The following is a 14,525-nucleotide window of genomic DNA, read 5'->3' as shown; positions in this document are numbered from 1 at the left end:
ACCTACCTCGTGCCCGCACACGGCGAAGTGAAGGAGTGCATCATGCCTGCTGGATCCACCCCCAAACGCGAACGTCAGTATGAGCACATCAAAGACAGTCAGAAGGAGCGGGGGGCCTCCGACCGGCGGGCAAAGGAAATCGCATCCCGGACGGTGAACAAGGAGCGAGCACGGTCCGGCGAGTCCGGGCAGGCGAGCAAGACGTCCACCCAGGACAAGAAATCCGCCTACCGGCGTGGGGGCGAACGCTCCCACCAGGGTGCCCAGGGCCCCACGAAGGACCAGCTCTACCAGGAAGCCAGGAAGAAGAACATTGGCGGCCGCTCCTCGATGAACAAGGACGAATTGCGCAAGGCCCTCGGCCGGTGACGAAGGAGTGAGTGCACATGCCAGGCGCAGCGATCTTTGATGTGGACGGCACCCTGACCGACACCAACCACCTCCATGTGGTGGCCTGGTGGGAGGCGTTCCGGCAGGCGGGACACACCGTGCAGATGACAGACATCCATCGGGCTATCGGCCTCAGCTCCGCAGACCTCATCGAGCGGCTGCTCGGAAGCCACCGTGACCGGGAGCAGGACTCCGCCATCAGCTCCGCGCACACGGTGCTCTACGGAACCTACTTCGACCGTCTGCCCGCCTTCGCAGGCGCGGGCGACCTGCTGCGAACCCTGGCCGAACGCGGTTGGCGCATCGTGCTCGCCACTTCCGCCAGCGGTTCGGAACTGTCGGCCCTTCGTCGGGCCATAGACGCGGACGAGGCCATCTGGAACACGGCGAGTTCAGACGACGTCGAGGAGGGGAAACCCTCCCCCGAGCCCGTACGGCTGGCCTGTGAGCTGGCCGGCGTCCCCGCCGAGAACGCGGTGTTCGTGGGTGATTCCGTGTGGGACATGGAGGCGGCGACGCGGGCAGGTGTGCGGGCGGTGGCTTTGTTGTCGGGTGGTATCCCCCGCGCCGCTCTGGAACGGGCCGGCGCCGAGATGGTGTATCAGGACGCCGCTGAACTGCTCTCTCGCCTCGACGAGAGCCCTTTCGAGCCGACGCCCGCCTGAGACCTCCCGCATGCTCAGTACTCCTCCGGTGACCCGGCCGGCGCGCAGCCGCGCTCCGGCCCTGCGTACCTGCTCGTCCTGCTCCGTGCTCTGCGGGTCCCCGCACCCCACGCGCGGCTGCGGGCCGCGTGCCGGGTGGGGCGCGCGACAGCGAGGAGTCCGCGCGAGCCCGCGCCAAGACCGTCGGGCCCGGCGGCCTGGGCGGGCTCCCGGCCCTCACCGTTACCGGCGCTCGCGCGGGCGGACCGACGGTCGGAGCCTGTCTGCCGACCGCGCGGGGACGTACAGCTCCTGACTGCCGACGGGTTCACGGGAGCGGCTTCTGGGGGGGAGTGACTGCTCATACGAGGTGGTGAACCGGAAGGCCGGCTTCTGGGGTGTCGCAGTCCCACCGGGCGCACAGACCGGGGTCAGGACTCCAGCGGAAGGATCGCGTTCGGCGGCAGCACGGTGTGCTTGAGGTCCGCGGGGACAGGGTGGCTGTGCGACGGGTACTTGGGCCCCTGCGCGCCCCGGCGGTAGACGGCGGTGGAGTGCTCCGGATTCGTGTCGAACTCGGGGACGACCTTGTCGCCGAAGATCTCGATCATCTCCAGGTGTTCGTCGAAGGACATGCCGCCGGTCATACCGAAGACCAACTGGTCGCAGCCAACGCTCTGGTAGGCGGCGACCTGTTCACAGACCTCGTCGGGCGTGCCGCACAGCAACAGGCCCGCCTTGATGATCTCGTCGAGGATCTCTTCCCCGCCGAGCTCGCTGAAGGCGATCGGCGGGGTCGGCCACGTCCTCTCGTCCATCGATTTCGGCATGGTGTCGTGGTAGAGGTTGACCAGAGTGACCAGGTAGCCGAGACCTGCGTGCATGGCGATCTCACGAGCCCGTTTGCGGTCGTTGAGGCAGATGACCGTGTTGGTCATCATGACGTTGTTGTTCTGGTAGTCGCCGAGGAGCTGGACCGGGTTCGCGGCCGCCTCCTTGTAGGAGTCGATGCGGCCCTTCAGCTCGAAGATCGGCTCGAAGTTGAAGGCGATCGCCCCGATGCCCAGCGATCCGGCCTTGGCGAAAGACGAAGGGTTGCCGCAAGCCATCCAGATCGGCGGGTGCGAGTGCCCGTACGGCTTCGGCAGGATGTTGTGCGGGGTCGGAACCGTGAAGTGCTCACCGTGGAAGGAGTAGTCGTACTGCTCCCACATCCGCACGACCTCCGGCGCGACCTCGTCCCATTCGGCCTTGGTCGAAGCCGTGTCCATGATGTTGAACGAGGCGACCTCATGGCTTCCCGCGCCGCGCCCCGTGCCCCATTCGAAGCGGCCCTCGGTGATGTGGTCCAGCATCGCGGCCCGCTCGGCGAAGCGGACCGGGTGCTCCTTGCGCGGGGAAAGGCTGTTGATGCCTGTGCCGAGGTGAATCCGCTCGGTCTTCGCTGCGACGTAGCCCATCACGACCTCGGGCGCCGACATGTGGCTGTACTCGGTCAGCGAGTGGTGCTCACCGAACCAGACGTACTTCCAGTTGTGCTTGTCAGCCTTGATGGCGAGGTCCATCTCCCGCTTCAGGGCGAGGTGTTCGCAGGAGCGGTCGTGAGCCGCCATGCCGGGAATGAATCCGTTGAGGAAGAGTCCGAACTCCATGAGGATGCCTCCTAGTTCATATCGGTGCGCGGGCGGCCCGCGTACCACTTCCTGTTCGCCGCCGCACAAGCGGGAGCCGTGATTCGGACTGCGGCAATCCACTCGGTGCGTGTCGCGCCGTGCAGGTGGGCGGAGAATGCACCAATCGGCGCGAAGGATCCATGGGTACGACCCATCGAAATCCGGATCAGCATCGAGATCGTCCTGCTGGGAGACCATTTCGGACAGGTTCGCCTGAAGTCGGCCGCAGGGACCGTCACCTCCCTCGGACTAAGACGCCGAAGACAAGGTGCGCGAGCCGGTTCGGCCCCGGCTCGCCCTGACCGGATCGCCTCCGGTACCCCCTCGGATGCCGGTGCCGTGTTCCGTGGCACGGGGCGCACCTCGGAGCCTCGGCATTGCCGGTAGCGTGATCGGATGCCGCACGGAACGTCCATGCGGCTCGCCTCCCCGTGCAAGGGAATCCGGCGGCGAGCGATGGGACTGTGATGAGCGAACTGACGAAGCCCGGAATTGAGGTTCCGGAGGGTGACCCGCCCACCGAGCTGACGATCCGGGACCTCGTGATCGGGGACGGGCCCACGGCGCAGCCGGGCAGGGTCGTCCAGGTTCACTATGTAGGGGTCACCTTCGCGTCCGGAAAAGAGTTCGACTCCTCCTGGGAACGGGACCGGCCGTTCAAGTTCGCCGTGGGCGGTGGCAAGGTCATCAAGGGCTGGGACCGGGGTGTGAGGGGAATGAAGGTCGGCGGCCGGCGCGAGATCATCGTTCCCCCGCGTCTCGGTTACGGCAGGCAGTCGCCCTCTTCGTTGATCCCGGCGGGCTCGACGCTGGTCTTCGTCGTGGACCTGCTCACGGTCGTGGGCGGGCCTCCTGCCCGTAAACCCACCTAAAAGCTGTCGCGCAATGCCTCGCGTTCGGATCAGGCCGGGCGCGCGGGGTCCGGCCTGATCCGAACGAATGGCCCTAGGTGTATTGATCACGAGCGTTGTTGACACGGGGGTCTTGATCAAAGGCGAAGACCTCCGGTGTGGTGGAGCTGTCTAGGAACACACCACACGGAGGTCTTCGTGTCCCACCGTAATGCCCGGCTGACGGTCTTCGGGAGGCGTCTGCTGGTCGAACGAGTCACGTCCGGCCGTCCCGTCGCCCATGTCGCTGCCGAGATGGGCATCTCGAGGGCGACCGCCCATAAGTGGGTGCGGCGGTGGCGGGCCGAGGGCGAGGCGGGCCTGGCCGACCGCTCCAGCAGGCCAGGGACGACACCGCACCGCACTCCGGCCGCGATCGAGGCCCGCGTCTGCGACCTGCGCCGGTCCCGCAAACTCGGACCCGCACGGATCGGCCCGGTCCTCGGCCTTCCCGCCTCAACCGTCCACCGGATCCTGACCCGTCACGGACTGAACCGCCTCGCCTGGATGGACCGGCCAACCGGCTCGGTGATCCGCCGCTACGAACGCGAGCGTCCCGGCGAGCTCGTCCACGTCGACGTCAAGAAACTGGGCCGGATACCCGACGGCGGCGGCCACAAGGTCCTGGGCCGCCAGGCCGGCCGCGCCACCCGCAGCAACATGGGCTTCGACTACCTCCACTCCGCGGTCGACGACCACTCCCGCCCCGCCTACACGGAAATCCATGGCGACGAGAGGGTCGCGACCTGCGCAGCCTTCCTGACCCGGGCCGCCGCGTTCTTCGCCGACCTGGGCATCACCCGGATCGAACGCGTGCTGACGGACAACGCCTGGGCCTACCGCAAGGGGCTGGCCTGGAAACAGGCCTTGGGCGACATCGGCGCGACCGGCAAACTCACCCGCCCCTACCGACCACAGACCAACGGCAAAGTCGAACGCTTCAACCGCACCCTCGCCGACGAGTGGGCCTACCTGCGGCCCTACACCTCCAACGACGAGCGAACAGCCGCCCTGGCAGACTTCCTCCACACCTACAACCACCACCGCTGCCACACCGCCCTCGGAGGCCAGCCCCCCATCAGCCGTGTCAACAACGCTGCGGGTCAATACACCTAGCGGGCGATCCCGCCGCCTCCCATGTAGAGGCGCAGCTTGCCGGTGTGCTCGAAGGTGTCGCCGTACAGCCGGGTGACGCCGTCGGTCGCCAGCCCGTGGCCCGTGCCGGGCAGCACCCACGCGGAGCTGCGCACCTTGTCGTCGCCCGGCGCGGCCACCGTCAGGTCGGCCCGGTGATCGCCGTCCATGTCGGTGAGGCGCACCGACATGCCGAACGTGGCTCGCGCGCTCTTCCTGCCGCCGATGTCGCCCGCGTCGACGACCTGTGCCCCCTCACCGGTCGGACCGTTCGGACCGCCCAGCAGGAGCAACACCTGTTCCGGGCCCGTCTTCGCGTACTCCTTGCTCCGGGGTGAGCCGGCCACCACGTCCGCGTAGCCGTCGCCATTGACGTCACCGGTGTCCAGGGAGACGAAGGCGGCGTCCTTGTCCTGGGGTTCCGCACCGGGCACGCCCGGGGTGTCGCGGTCGATGGTGACCGGCCGCTTTCCCTTCGTCGGGCCGGCCTCGGAGCCGTACACGACGGTCACCGAGCTGTGGCTCACCTTGCCGCGCCTCGGGCTGAGCACGAGGTCCGCGAGGCCGTCGCCGTTCACGTCGCCGACCGCGCCCGCCGCTGCGTCGGGCAGGTCGATGTCATCCGGTTGGGCGAGTCCGCCGTTGCGGGCACGGAAGTAGCTGACCGGCCAACGTTCCTCGGACTTGGCTGTTCCGAGGGGCTCATCGTGGTGGAAGGCGATCAGCTCGTCGGCACCGTCGCCGTCCAGGTCCCCGGCGACGAGACCGGAGTAGTTCGCGGTGCCGATGCCCGGTGCGGGCCGGCGCGGTGCGGTCACCGGGCCAGTGCCCGCCGGAGTGCCGGAGCGTGTGAAAGGGCCCTTGAGCAGGCCCTTGCCGGAACCGAGCCCGAAGACCAGGTCGGCATGCCCGTCACCGTCGAAGTCACCGGCGACGAGGTGCTCCTCCAATGCCTGGTCCAGCGTCCAGGAGACATGGCTGCTGCCCGCGCCCGGTACGCGGACGCCGCTCTTCAGCCCGTCCGGGGAACCCCACACGATGATCACGCTCGGTTCGTCGTCGAAGACGGCGGTGGCGAGGTCGGTGTAGCCGTCCCCGTCGAGGTCGCGGGCCACCACGTCGGTCCCGAAGTACGCCTCGTAGTCGGCCTTGCCCGGTATCGCGGCGTCGTTCTGCGTGAGGTACTGGCAGCGGGCGAGAGCGGTTCCGTCGCCCGATCCGTACGCCACCGCGATGCTGCCGCCGGCGGAGGCGTTCTCCACGTCGCCCAGTGCTCCCATGGCCAGGTCGGGGTGACCGTCGCCGTCGAAGTCAGCGACGGGCGCGGAGCCGGCCGGCGTCCGGCCGTCCTTGGCCGGGGCGCCGGCGGGAGCGGTGCCGTGGGCTGCGGTATGGCAGGCATGCGGTGCGGCGATGTTCGGGGACCCGGACCGGGCCGCGGCCACTCCGATCGCGACCGCGGCCGCGGCGACTACGGCGCCGGCCCCTATCGCCCACCGGCGCCTGGCGCCACGTTTCCGCCCAGCTCCCTGCTCATCATCTTCGACGTTCATGTGATCAAGCACGTCCCGACGGTGTCCGGCGGTTCCGGATGCCCGGTCGCGAATGGATCACCGCCTTCCGGACCGCAGTCCGCGCAGGTGCCGTCCGGCTCGGTGGGTGCGCGTGCGTCCCACGTGTTGGCGAAGCAGGCGGATCGATGGGTATCGGCGAAGCAGGCGGGCCGACGGCCCGACATCGATCATCGCGTTCACTGCTCTGAGCCCGCGCCGGCCGCCCGGCGCTCCGCCCGATCCCGCCGGCCTCCGGGTCCGGGCTACTTCATCTCGATCTCGACGAAGGCCAGCGGCGAGGTGCCCACGTTGACGACTTCGTGCTCACCGCCGGCCGGGCGCGCGTAGGAGACGCCTGCCCGCAGTTGTGACGGGGTGGCCGTCCCGTCGGGGGTGATCACGTCGGTGTTCCCGTCGGTGACCGGTACGACGACGTAGTCGTACGCGTGCAGGTGACGACCGGTGCTCTGGCCCGGCTCGAAATCCCACCGGGTGACGCGGACCCGCTCGTCCTCGTGCTGCACGCTCGCGCGGGCGGTGGTCGCCATGGTCGTTCTCCTCTTCGCCGGCTGCCCCGCCGGTGCGGTGGACAGGACGGGACACAACATCCCGGGTGTCAGGCTAGCCACAGCGATCCGCACCGTGCCCCGGGGCCTCCGGGCCGGGTGCCGTGCTTCCGGTCCCGCTGCCGAACCGGTCAGTACGCGCGGCGGCGCCACAGAGTGGCACCTATTGACGCGGACATGGCGCCTGGCTAATTTCAGAGAACGCTCTCCTCCAGTCCGCAGAACACCCCCCACCCTGGCCACAGCGTTCCGGGAGTCCCCCCCCATGAAGCGATTGCCAATTCAGACCGCGGTACTCACAGCTCTGACAACGTTGTCTTCCATCATCGTCGGCGGTGTCCCCGCCGCGTCCGCGTCACCGGCTGAGGCTGCGGAGGCCACGGCGGCCGCAGCGGTGTGCAACACGTACTGCGACGCGCGGGATCCGGCGTCGAGCGCCCAGGACCGCGTCCCGGTCACCGCCACGGTCGCCGGAAGGTCCATCGCGCTGCACTTCGACGATGCCGGCGCGATGGGCTGGGCGTCCATCGACAGCGGCGGCCCCGGTGACCAGGTGTGGCTGGACCGGTCCATGGACGGCGGACGGACCTGGGCCGGCGGAAGCCGCCTCGGCAACACCTCCGTACCGTCCGGCGGACGGGGCTGGCGCACCCAGATGTACAACGTCGACGACTGGAACACCCTGGGCGTCGGCGCTCTTCGGGCCTGCGGGCAGCCGGCCGGCGGCGCCATCGCCTGCACCCCCTGGGCACGCACCACCTGGAACGCGGGCAGCCGGAGTACCGCAGCGGCCACGGCGCTGATGATGTCGTTCGACCGGGGCAGCAAGCTGTTCGGCGGCAACGGCTGGTGGACGAGCGCCAACGCCCTGACCGCGGTCATCGACAACAGCCGGATCAGCGGCATGGGCAGTTACACCTACGCCATCGCCGAGACGTACGACAAGAACATCAACGCGCAGGGCGGGCAGTTCCGCAACGAGTACCTCGACGACACCGGCTGGTGGGGCCTCGCCTGGATCGATGCGTACGACGTCACCGGCGACAGCCGGTACCTCGACACCGCACGGGCCGACGCCGACCACATGAACGCGAACTGGAACGACACCTGTGGTGGCGGGGTCCGCTGGAACACGGACGGCAACTACAAGAACGCCATCACCAACGAGCTGTACCTCCAGCTCAACTCAGCCCTCCACAACCGCATCCCCGGCGACAGCACGTACCTGGACCGGGCGAAGAGCGAATGGAACTGGTTCAAGGGCAGTGGCATGATCAACGGGGATCACCTGATCAACGACGGTCTCACCGACGGCTGTGCCAACAACGGCCAGCCCACCTGGACGTACAACCAGGGAGTCGTCCTCGGCGCCCTGACCGAGTTCCACAGGGCCACCGGCGACGACGGCCTTCTGACGACAGCCCGTGAGCTGGCCGACTCCTCCACCACACGCCTTGAGACAGACGGCGTCCTGCGCGAACCCGGCGAGGGCGACAGCTGCACGGGGGACGGCCCCAGCTTCAAGGGCGCCTACGTACGCGGCCTCGGCACCCTCAACCGCCGGCTCTCCGACCACCCCTACGCCCCCGCCCTCACCCGCTGGGCCAACAGCGCCTACGACCACGACCGCAACCCCTTGGACCAGTACGGCCCGCACTGGAACGGCGGCAACGGCACCACCGACTCCGGCTGCCAGCAGAGCGTCCTCGACCTCCTCAACGCCGCCACCGGCTGACGGAGCCGGGCCGGACGGGGGATGAGCAGGCCCTCGCCCGAGTTCCTTCGCCGCCCGGTCCAGGTGTTGGACTGGGCGGCGGACCGGCCCCGGGGCCGCGCGTGCGGGCCAGTTGGTCCTCGGCGTGGCGCAGGGCGGTCCCGGAGCCCGCTTCGGGCTCGCCCTCAACGGCCTGTCGGGTGGGGAGACGGACTCAACCGGCGGGGCGGGAGTGCACGCTGACGGCATAGCCGCATCCGTCGCGGTACGGATCGCCGCTCCAGGTCGCGTACCGGTGCCGCAGGGTCAGCCCGGCCCGGGTGCACCAGTCGTCGAACTCCCCCAGGGTCAGCGGCGGTTCCGGCAGCGGCAGGTGTGCCGCGTCAAGGCCCATGCCCGTTACCAGCAGGCCCCCGGGACGCAGTGCGCCGGCCAGCTGCCGGACGACGTCCGGTTCGGTGCCTGGAGCCAGCAGAGGAATGACGTTTCCGGCCGCGAGCACCAGGTCGAAGTCCGGATCCAGGTCGAGGGCGTCCAGCCGGGCCAGGTCGCCGGGCAGCCATTCCTGCGCGGGGGCGTCGCGGCGGGCGACGGCAAGCATGGAGGGGTCGACGTCCACGCCGGTGCACCGGTGGCCCAGCTCGGCGAGCCGGATCGCGATCCGGCCGGTACCGCAGCCCGCGTCGAGCACCCGGGCGGCCGGCTCCAGCAACGCGGCGCAGAAGGCGGCCTCGCCGTGGATGTCATGACCGGATTCAACGAGCCGCGCGAAGCGCTGAGCGTACGCCTCCCCGCCCTGCCCTCCGGTGAGTTCCGCCCAACGGTCCTGTTGTCCGGTCATGTGCAGCTTGCCTTCCCGACAGCCTCGACGTACATGTGCAACGGTGGTGGTTTCCCGACGGCTCCGCGGGACCGCCGCTGCCGCCCGGCGTGTGAACAGTGCGCGGTCGCCGGCGAGGCCGGCCCGGTCCACTTTCTCACTGCTCGGACTCCGCGCTGTGCACGGGACACCACGGCGGCGAAAGTGGCTGCGGCCAGGCTCCCGCAGCCATCGCAGGACCTCGGCCGGCAGGCCCCCGGCGGGTTCGCTACTGCCTGGCCTCGGCCTGTTCGTCCGGCGCGGTCACGGTCGCGGCCCCGCCGTCCTGCAGCTGCTGGAGACGCTTGAGGGTGGCGGCAAGCATCGCCTGCGCGCCCGAGGGGTCGCCCGCCGCGCCGCCCTCGATCCGGGCCTCGATGGTGACCTTGCCCGAGCGGACGTAGCCGGAGACGGAGTCGTCACTGGCGCCCGGGTTGACGACCAGCGTGTTCTCGTCGCCCACCGGCTTCCTGGGCTTCTGCTGCTTGCTGGTCTCGCTGCCCTTCCACTTCGTGTACTGGCTGTGAGCGGCGCCGGGCGAGTCGAAGAGACAGATCGTGAGGTAGGCCATGTTCACGGTCGAGCCGTTGTACTCGTACGAGGAATCGCCCCCGCGGACCCAGCCCGCCGGCGCCGAGTCGGCGTCGTCCTCCCCGTTGCAGTACTGCCCGTCCGTCACGGACTTGTCGCCGTGCAGGGAGTAGCCGGGCAGGGTTTCGCCGTCACCGAGCAGGGCCTGCGTGAGATGAGGCCGGCTGAGCTGCTGGGTGATCGGCTTCGGGGCCGCAGCGGCGACCGGCTTGTCCGCCTTCTGCGTGCTGTCGCCGGAGTCCGCTCCGCCGCTGCCGGAGGAGCAGGCGGTGAGTGCGGCTATGGCGACGAGGGTGGAGGCAAAGGTGACGCGTACACGTGACATGGACGCAGCCTAGCCGTAGTTGATCATCAACCAGGGGCCCGCCCAGGAGGGCGGGCGGAGCGCCGGCCGTTCCGTCAGACCTTGCGGCGGGGGAAGCCGAGAGCGACCACGGCCGTCAGGGCGATTCCCGCCGTTGCCACGAGGAGGGCGCTGCGCGTGCCGTCCACCGTGGCCGCCGCCGAGGTGTGCTCGCCGAGGCCCGCGATGCCGACCAGGACCGCCAGACCCACCGCGCCGCCGACCTGCTGGGCCGTGGACGCCATGCCGGAGGCGATGCCCTGTTCGTGCCCCGCGATGTCCTCGGCGGCGGCGCCGAACATCATGGTGTAGCTCGCCCCTTGGCCGAGGCCGAGGATCAGGAAGCCCGGGACGAGCGCGGCGTAGGAGCCGTCGGCGGCCATGGAAAGGGCCACCGTCGCCGTGCCCGCCGCGCCGAGCACGAGACTGCCGGTCATCGCGGCGCGGGTGCCGAGCCGGGTGGTGACCCGGCCCGCGAGGAGCGAGCCCGCGGTGATCGCCGCCATCGGGACGAAGTAGGCGAGGCCCGTGCGCAGGGCGTCGTAGCCGAGCACGTTCTGGAAATAGAGGGTGAGGAAGTACGCGAGGCTGCCGATCGTCGCCATGAAGAAGAACGTCACCGCCATGCCGGTGCGCAGGCCGCGGCTGCGGAGCAGGCGCAGCGGCATCAAGGGGTCACGGGTGCGGGCCTCGATGAGGAGGAAGACCGCGATCAGGGTCGCGCCTGCCGCTGCGGAGAGTACGACCGTCGCGGACAGCCAGCCCGATTCCGGGCCCTGGACCAGGGCGACGACCAGGGCCGTGACACCGAGCGTGGAGGTCAGGGCGCCGGGCAGGTCGATCCTGCGGCCGGCCCGCCGTGCGGTGTCGGGGGCGATGAGGCGGAAGGCGGCCACCACCGCGATGAGGGCCAGCGGGACGTTGACGTACAGCACCGAGCGCCAGCCCAGGAGTTGGGTCAGCACGCCGCCGAGCAGTGCGCCCACGACGAGTCCGCTGCCGCCCGCCGCACCCCACACCGAGTAGGCGCGGTTGCGCTCGCGCCCCTCCGCGAAGAGTGTGCCGACGAGGGTGAGAGTTGCGGGGAAGAGGAACGCACCTCCGATGCCCTGCACGGCGCGGGCCGCGATCAGCACGCCGGGCCCGGTGGCGAGGCCGCCCGCCAGCGACGAGACCCCGTACAGGCTCAGTCCGAGTACGAACGTGCGGCGCGGGCCGAACAGGTCGCAGGCGCGGCCGCCCAGGAGGAGGAAGCCGCCGAAGGCGACGGCGTAGGCGCTGATCACCCACTGGAGGTGCTGCGCGGAGAAGCCCAGGCCGCTGCCGATCCGGGGCAGCGCCACGTAGACGATGTTGTAGTCGACGGAGATGATCAGTTGGGCGAAGGCGAGGAGGGCCAGGGTCGCGGCGCTCGCCCTCCTGTTCCGCGCGAGGACAGGGCGGGCCGGACGCCGGCCGTCCGCCGTCTCCGGGATCGCCATCAGTGGGCCGCCCTCTCGTCCTGGCCCGCGATCTTGCCCGTGCTCAGGGCGATGCGGTTCCAGGTGTTGATCGTGAAGATCAGGGCGAGGACGCGGGCCAGTTCCGGCTCGTCGAAGTGGCGCGCGGCCTGGGCGTAGACGTCCTCGGGGACGCCGCCTCGGGCAACGAGAGTGACGGCCTCGGTCAGGGCCAGGGCGGCCTGCTCCTTCTCCGTGAAGAAGTTCCGGGCCTCACGCCACACGCCGATCATGTGCAGCCGGGCCTCGTCCTCGCCGGCCTTGCGGGCATCGGAAGTGTGCATGTGCAGGCAGTAGGCGCAGCCGTTGAGGAGCGAGGCGCGAATCTGGATCAGCTCGACCAGGGCCGGGTCGAGGCCCTCGCGGGCGGCGGCGTCGAAGCCGATGAGTGCCTTGAACGCCTTGGGGGCGGCCTTGGCGAAGTTGATGCGCGGGGCGTGGTTGTGGTGCTGAGTGGTGGTGGTCTGAGTGGCGTGCGCGTTGTTCGTCATGACCATGAATCTAGGACCGGAAAAGACCTCGGGTAAGGTGCATTTCCATGCCGGAAACATGGGTCAATTTGGCGGAGCGCATGGGCAGTGACCTGCACGTGGACCTGTCCGGTCCGGGCAGCCGGCGCGCCGTCCTGATCCGCGCGCTGCGAAACGCCGTACGCGAGGGATGGCTCACGCCCGGCACCCTGTTGCCGCCCTACCGCTCGCTCGCCGCAGACCTCGGCCTGGCTCGCAACACGGTCGCCGACGCGTACGCCGAGCTGATCGCCGAAGGCTGGCTGACCGCACGTCAGGGCTCCGGGACCCGGGTGGCGGAACGCGCCGCGCCGCCCAGACCCGTGCGGAAGCCCAAACCCGCTCCCGCACGGCCCGCCACCCCCACCCACAACCTGCGCCAGGGCGCGCCGGAGACCGCGTCCTTCCCCCGCACCGCCTGGCTCGCGGCCGCCCGGCGTGCGCTGATCGCCGCCCCCGACGAGGCCTTCGGCCCCGGCGATCCGCGCGGCCGCATCGAACTGCGCCGCGCGCTCGGCGACTACCTGACGCGCGCACGCGGGGTGCGCGTCGACCCCGAACGGATCGTGGTGTGCTCCGGATTCGCGCACGCCCTGCGGCTGCTGTTCGGGGGCTCGCCCGGCGCGGGCGCCGGGCCGCTGCGCGGTCCCTTCGCCGTGGAGTCGTACGGGCTCCGGTTCCACAGCGAGATCCTGGAGGGTGCCGGGGTACGGACGGTTCCGCTGAGCCTGGACGAACAGGGCGCCCGGGTAGCGGAGTTGGCCGGGCAACCACGGGTACGCGGCGTGCTGCTCACGCCCGCGCACCAGTTCCCGACCGGCGGCCCGCTCCATCCCTCCCGGCGCGCCTCGGTCATCGACTGGGCCCGCACCGGCGACGGCCTGATCATCGAGGACGACTACGACGGGGAGTTCCGCTACGACCGCGTACCGGTCGGCGCCGTACAGGGTCTGGACCCCGAACGGGTCGTCTACCTCGGATCGGTCAGCAAGAGCCTGTCCCCCGCGGTGCGCATCGGCTGGATGGTGCTGCCGAGGCACCTCGTCGACGGCGTGCTCGCGGCCAAGGGCGGGCGGGAAGCGTGGGTGAGCGTCCCCGACCAGCTCACGCTCGCCGACTTCATCGCCTCCGGACAGTACGACCGCCACATCCGCCGGATGCGCCAGCGCTACCGGCGCCGCCGCGACCAGCTCGTCACCGCTCTCGCCGAACGGGCCCCGCACATCACGGCCACCGGCATCGCGGCGGGACTCCACGCGGTCCTTCGGCTGCCGCCCGGCACGGAGGCGTCCGCGGTCAAGGCCGCGTCCTGGCAGGGGATCGCACTGGACGGCCTCGCCGCGTTCCGGCACCCGCAGGCCACGATGCCGGCCGGGGACGGCCTGGTCATCGGGTACTCGACGCCGCCGGAACACGCTTACGGAGCGGCGATCGAAGCGCTGCTCCGGGCCGTGCCGCCCTCCGACGCCCCTTCCGAGGGCCCTGCCGAGTGACCTGCGGCAGCGGGCCCGAGCAGCCCGCACGCCCCTCCCCCGGCGGCGCACGACACCCCGGTCTCCGGCTCAGACCGCCGGTGTGGCGCCGTACCGCAGGCCGTCGAAGAGGAGGGTGGTGATCTGCCGGGCCTCGGCCAGCCAGCCCTCGGCGGCACGCATGTGGCAGATGCCGCCCAGGGCCCGCAGCAGGGTGGGGCCGGTGACGTCGTCCCGGACGGTGCCGGCGGCGCTGCCCGCTTCGAGCAGCAGGTCGAGTGCGTTCGCCATGAGGGTGCGAGCGTCGCCGAAGACCGGTGAGTCCGTCGCCATGATGCTTTCCAGCGCGACGGACATCCCCTTGCCCACCGCGGCGTGGTCCACGAGCAGCAGCAGGAAGAGCCGCAGCGCCTCGTCGGGGGCGTGGTGGTCCAGGAGGTCCGTGGGTGCGGCGCACAGTTCGTCGACCTCCTTGCGGTAGACCTCCTCGATCAGCGCTTCGCGGGTCTCGAAGTGGCGGTAGAGCGTTCCGACGGCGACGCCGGCACTGCGGGCGATCTCCTCCACGTGTGCGTCCGTGTCGCCGCTGAGGAACGCCTGGCGGGCAGCGGACAGCAGTGCCTCGCGGTTGCGCCGCGCGTCGGCGCGCAGCGGTCGGGGTGCCGACAAGAGAGCCTCCATAAGGTGA

Annotated in this window: 14 protein-coding genes; 6 read left to right on the top strand and 8 right to left on the bottom strand. The window is 70.3% G+C overall.

Annotated features, from left to right (window positions below):
- Window positions 1-42 precede the first annotated feature (42 nt).
- A complete protein-coding gene (locus tag EDD93_RS32470; protein WP_123529518.1) occupies window positions 43-369 on the top strand; it encodes a plasmid stabilization protein in 327 nt (108 codons plus the stop codon).
- Window positions 370-386: 17 nt separating this feature from the next.
- Window positions 387-1,055 carry an HAD family hydrolase gene (locus EDD93_RS32465; protein ID WP_123529298.1) on the top strand — a complete coding sequence of 223 codons (669 nt, stop codon included), beginning with the start codon at window positions 387-389 and terminating at the stop codon, window positions 1,053-1,055.
- Between the two features lie 410 nt (window positions 1,056-1,465).
- On the opposite strand, the gene EDD93_RS32460 is transcribed toward EDD93_RS32465, so the two are convergent.
- Window positions 1,466-2,686: an LLM class flavin-dependent oxidoreductase gene (locus EDD93_RS32460; RefSeq protein ID WP_185092586.1), complete on the bottom strand. Its 1,221-nt coding sequence runs from the start codon at window positions 2,684-2,686 to the stop codon at window positions 1,466-1,468.
- A 488-nt stretch (window positions 2,687-3,174) separates the two neighbouring features.
- Here EDD93_RS32460 and EDD93_RS32455 point away from each other — a divergent pair, with 488 nt between their 5' ends.
- Window positions 3,175-3,579: an FKBP-type peptidyl-prolyl cis-trans isomerase gene (locus EDD93_RS32455; protein ID WP_123529294.1), complete on the top strand. Its 405-nt coding sequence runs from the start codon at window positions 3,175-3,177 to the stop codon at window positions 3,577-3,579.
- A 177-nt stretch (window positions 3,580-3,756) separates the two neighbouring features.
- Entirely contained in the window at window positions 3,757-4,713 is a 957-nt protein-coding gene (locus EDD93_RS32450; protein WP_123529292.1) for an IS481 family transposase, read from the top strand.
- On the opposite strand, the gene EDD93_RS32445 is transcribed toward EDD93_RS32450, so the two are convergent.
- Both EDD93_RS32445 and EDD93_RS32440 read right to left on the bottom strand, forming a co-directional pair.
- Window positions 4,710-6,284 (bottom strand): VCBS repeat-containing protein, encoded by a 1,575-nt coding sequence (locus EDD93_RS32445; RefSeq protein WP_123529290.1) that lies wholly within the window; start codon window positions 6,282-6,284, stop codon window positions 4,710-4,712. The two genes, EDD93_RS32450 and EDD93_RS32445, sit on opposite strands and share 4 nt — an antisense overlap.
- Before the next feature lie 263 nt (window positions 6,285-6,547).
- A complete protein-coding gene (locus EDD93_RS32440; protein ID WP_123529288.1) occupies window positions 6,548-6,832 on the bottom strand; it encodes a cupin domain-containing protein in 285 nt (94 codons plus the stop codon).
- A gap of 283 nt (window positions 6,833-7,115) precedes the next feature.
- On the opposite strand from EDD93_RS32440, the gene EDD93_RS32435 reads away from it, so the two are divergent.
- Entirely contained in the window at window positions 7,116-8,585 is a 1,470-nt protein-coding gene (locus tag EDD93_RS32435) for a glycoside hydrolase family 76 protein (protein WP_123529286.1), read from the top strand.
- A gap of 193 nt (window positions 8,586-8,778) precedes the next feature.
- Here EDD93_RS32435 and EDD93_RS32430 read toward each other — a convergent pair whose 3' ends face one another.
- The 4 genes from EDD93_RS32430 to EDD93_RS32415 all read right to left on the bottom strand — a co-directional run bounded on the left by EDD93_RS32430 (window position 8,779) and on the right by EDD93_RS32415 (window position 12,353).
- Window positions 8,779-9,405, bottom strand: coding sequence for a bifunctional 2-polyprenyl-6-hydroxyphenol methylase/3-demethylubiquinol 3-O-methyltransferase UbiG (locus EDD93_RS32430; protein WP_123529284.1), 627 nt, complete (start codon window positions 9,403-9,405; stop codon window positions 8,779-8,781).
- 247 nt (window positions 9,406-9,652) lie between these two features.
- Window positions 9,653-10,339, bottom strand: coding sequence for a hypothetical protein (locus EDD93_RS32425; RefSeq protein ID WP_123529282.1), 687 nt, complete (start codon window positions 10,337-10,339; stop codon window positions 9,653-9,655).
- A gap of 74 nt (window positions 10,340-10,413) precedes the next feature.
- Window positions 10,414-11,838: an MFS transporter gene (locus tag EDD93_RS32420; protein ID WP_123529280.1), complete on the bottom strand. Its 1,425-nt coding sequence runs from the start codon at window positions 11,836-11,838 to the stop codon at window positions 10,414-10,416.
- A complete protein-coding gene (locus EDD93_RS32415) occupies window positions 11,838-12,353 on the bottom strand; it encodes a carboxymuconolactone decarboxylase family protein (RefSeq protein ID WP_123529278.1) in 516 nt (171 codons plus the stop codon). The genes EDD93_RS32420 and EDD93_RS32415 overlap by 1 nt, the downstream gene beginning before the upstream one ends.
- Window positions 12,354-12,394: 41 nt before the next feature.
- Here EDD93_RS32415 and EDD93_RS32410 point away from each other — a divergent pair, with 41 nt between their 5' ends.
- Window positions 12,395-13,858 (top strand): PLP-dependent aminotransferase family protein, encoded by a 1,464-nt coding sequence (locus tag EDD93_RS32410; RefSeq protein ID WP_123529275.1) that lies wholly within the window; start codon window positions 12,395-12,397, stop codon window positions 13,856-13,858.
- A 69-nt stretch (window positions 13,859-13,927) separates the two neighbouring features.
- On the opposite strand, the gene EDD93_RS32405 is transcribed toward EDD93_RS32410, so the two are convergent.
- Window positions 13,928-14,518, bottom strand: a complete 591-nt coding sequence (locus EDD93_RS32405; protein ID WP_185092585.1) for a TetR/AcrR family transcriptional regulator — start codon at window positions 14,516-14,518, stop codon at window positions 13,928-13,930.
- Between the last annotated feature and the right edge of the window lie 7 nt (window positions 14,519-14,525).

The organism is Streptomyces sp. 840.1 (assembly GCF_003751445.1).
Taxonomy (GTDB): domain Bacteria; phylum Actinomycetota; class Actinomycetes; order Streptomycetales; family Streptomycetaceae; genus Streptomyces.
This window is presented reverse-complemented; position numbering and strand designations above follow the sequence as displayed.

Excerpts from the sequence above, each read along its gene's own strand:
- EDD93_RS32470 (WP_123529518.1), top strand. The coding sequence starts at position 43 with ATGCCTGCTGGATCCACCCCCAAACGCGAACGTCAGTATGAGCACATC.
- EDD93_RS32465 (WP_123529298.1), top strand. The coding sequence starts at position 387 with ATGCCAGGCGCAGCGATCTTTGATGTGGACGGCACCCTGACCGACACC.
- EDD93_RS32460 (WP_185092586.1), bottom strand. The coding sequence starts at position 2,686 with ATGGAGTTCGGACTCTTCCTCAACGGATTCATTCCCGGCATGGCGGCT.
- EDD93_RS32455 (WP_123529294.1), top strand. The coding sequence starts at position 3,175 with ATGAGCGAACTGACGAAGCCCGGAATTGAGGTTCCGGAGGGTGACCCG.
- EDD93_RS32445 (WP_123529290.1), bottom strand. The coding sequence starts at position 6,284 with ATGAACGTCGAAGATGATGAGCAGGGAGCTGGGCGGAAACGTGGCGCC.
- EDD93_RS32440 (WP_123529288.1), bottom strand. The coding sequence starts at position 6,832 with ATGGCGACCACCGCCCGCGCGAGCGTGCAGCACGAGGACGAGCGGGTC.
- EDD93_RS32435 (WP_123529286.1), top strand. The coding sequence starts at position 7,116 with ATGAAGCGATTGCCAATTCAGACCGCGGTACTCACAGCTCTGACAACG.
- EDD93_RS32430 (WP_123529284.1), bottom strand. The coding sequence starts at position 9,405 with ATGACCGGACAACAGGACCGTTGGGCGGAACTCACCGGAGGGCAGGGC.
- EDD93_RS32425 (WP_123529282.1), bottom strand. The coding sequence starts at position 10,339 with ATGTCACGTGTACGCGTCACCTTTGCCTCCACCCTCGTCGCCATAGCC.
- EDD93_RS32420 (WP_123529280.1), bottom strand. The coding sequence starts at position 11,838 with ATGGCGATCCCGGAGACGGCGGACGGCCGGCGTCCGGCCCGCCCTGTC.
- EDD93_RS32415 (WP_123529278.1), bottom strand. The coding sequence starts at position 12,353 with ATGGTCATGACGAACAACGCGCACGCCACTCAGACCACCACCACTCAG.
- EDD93_RS32410 (WP_123529275.1), top strand. The coding sequence starts at position 12,395 with ATGCCGGAAACATGGGTCAATTTGGCGGAGCGCATGGGCAGTGACCTG.
- EDD93_RS32405 (WP_185092585.1), bottom strand. The coding sequence starts at position 14,518 with ATGGAGGCTCTCTTGTCGGCACCCCGACCGCTGCGCGCCGACGCGCGG.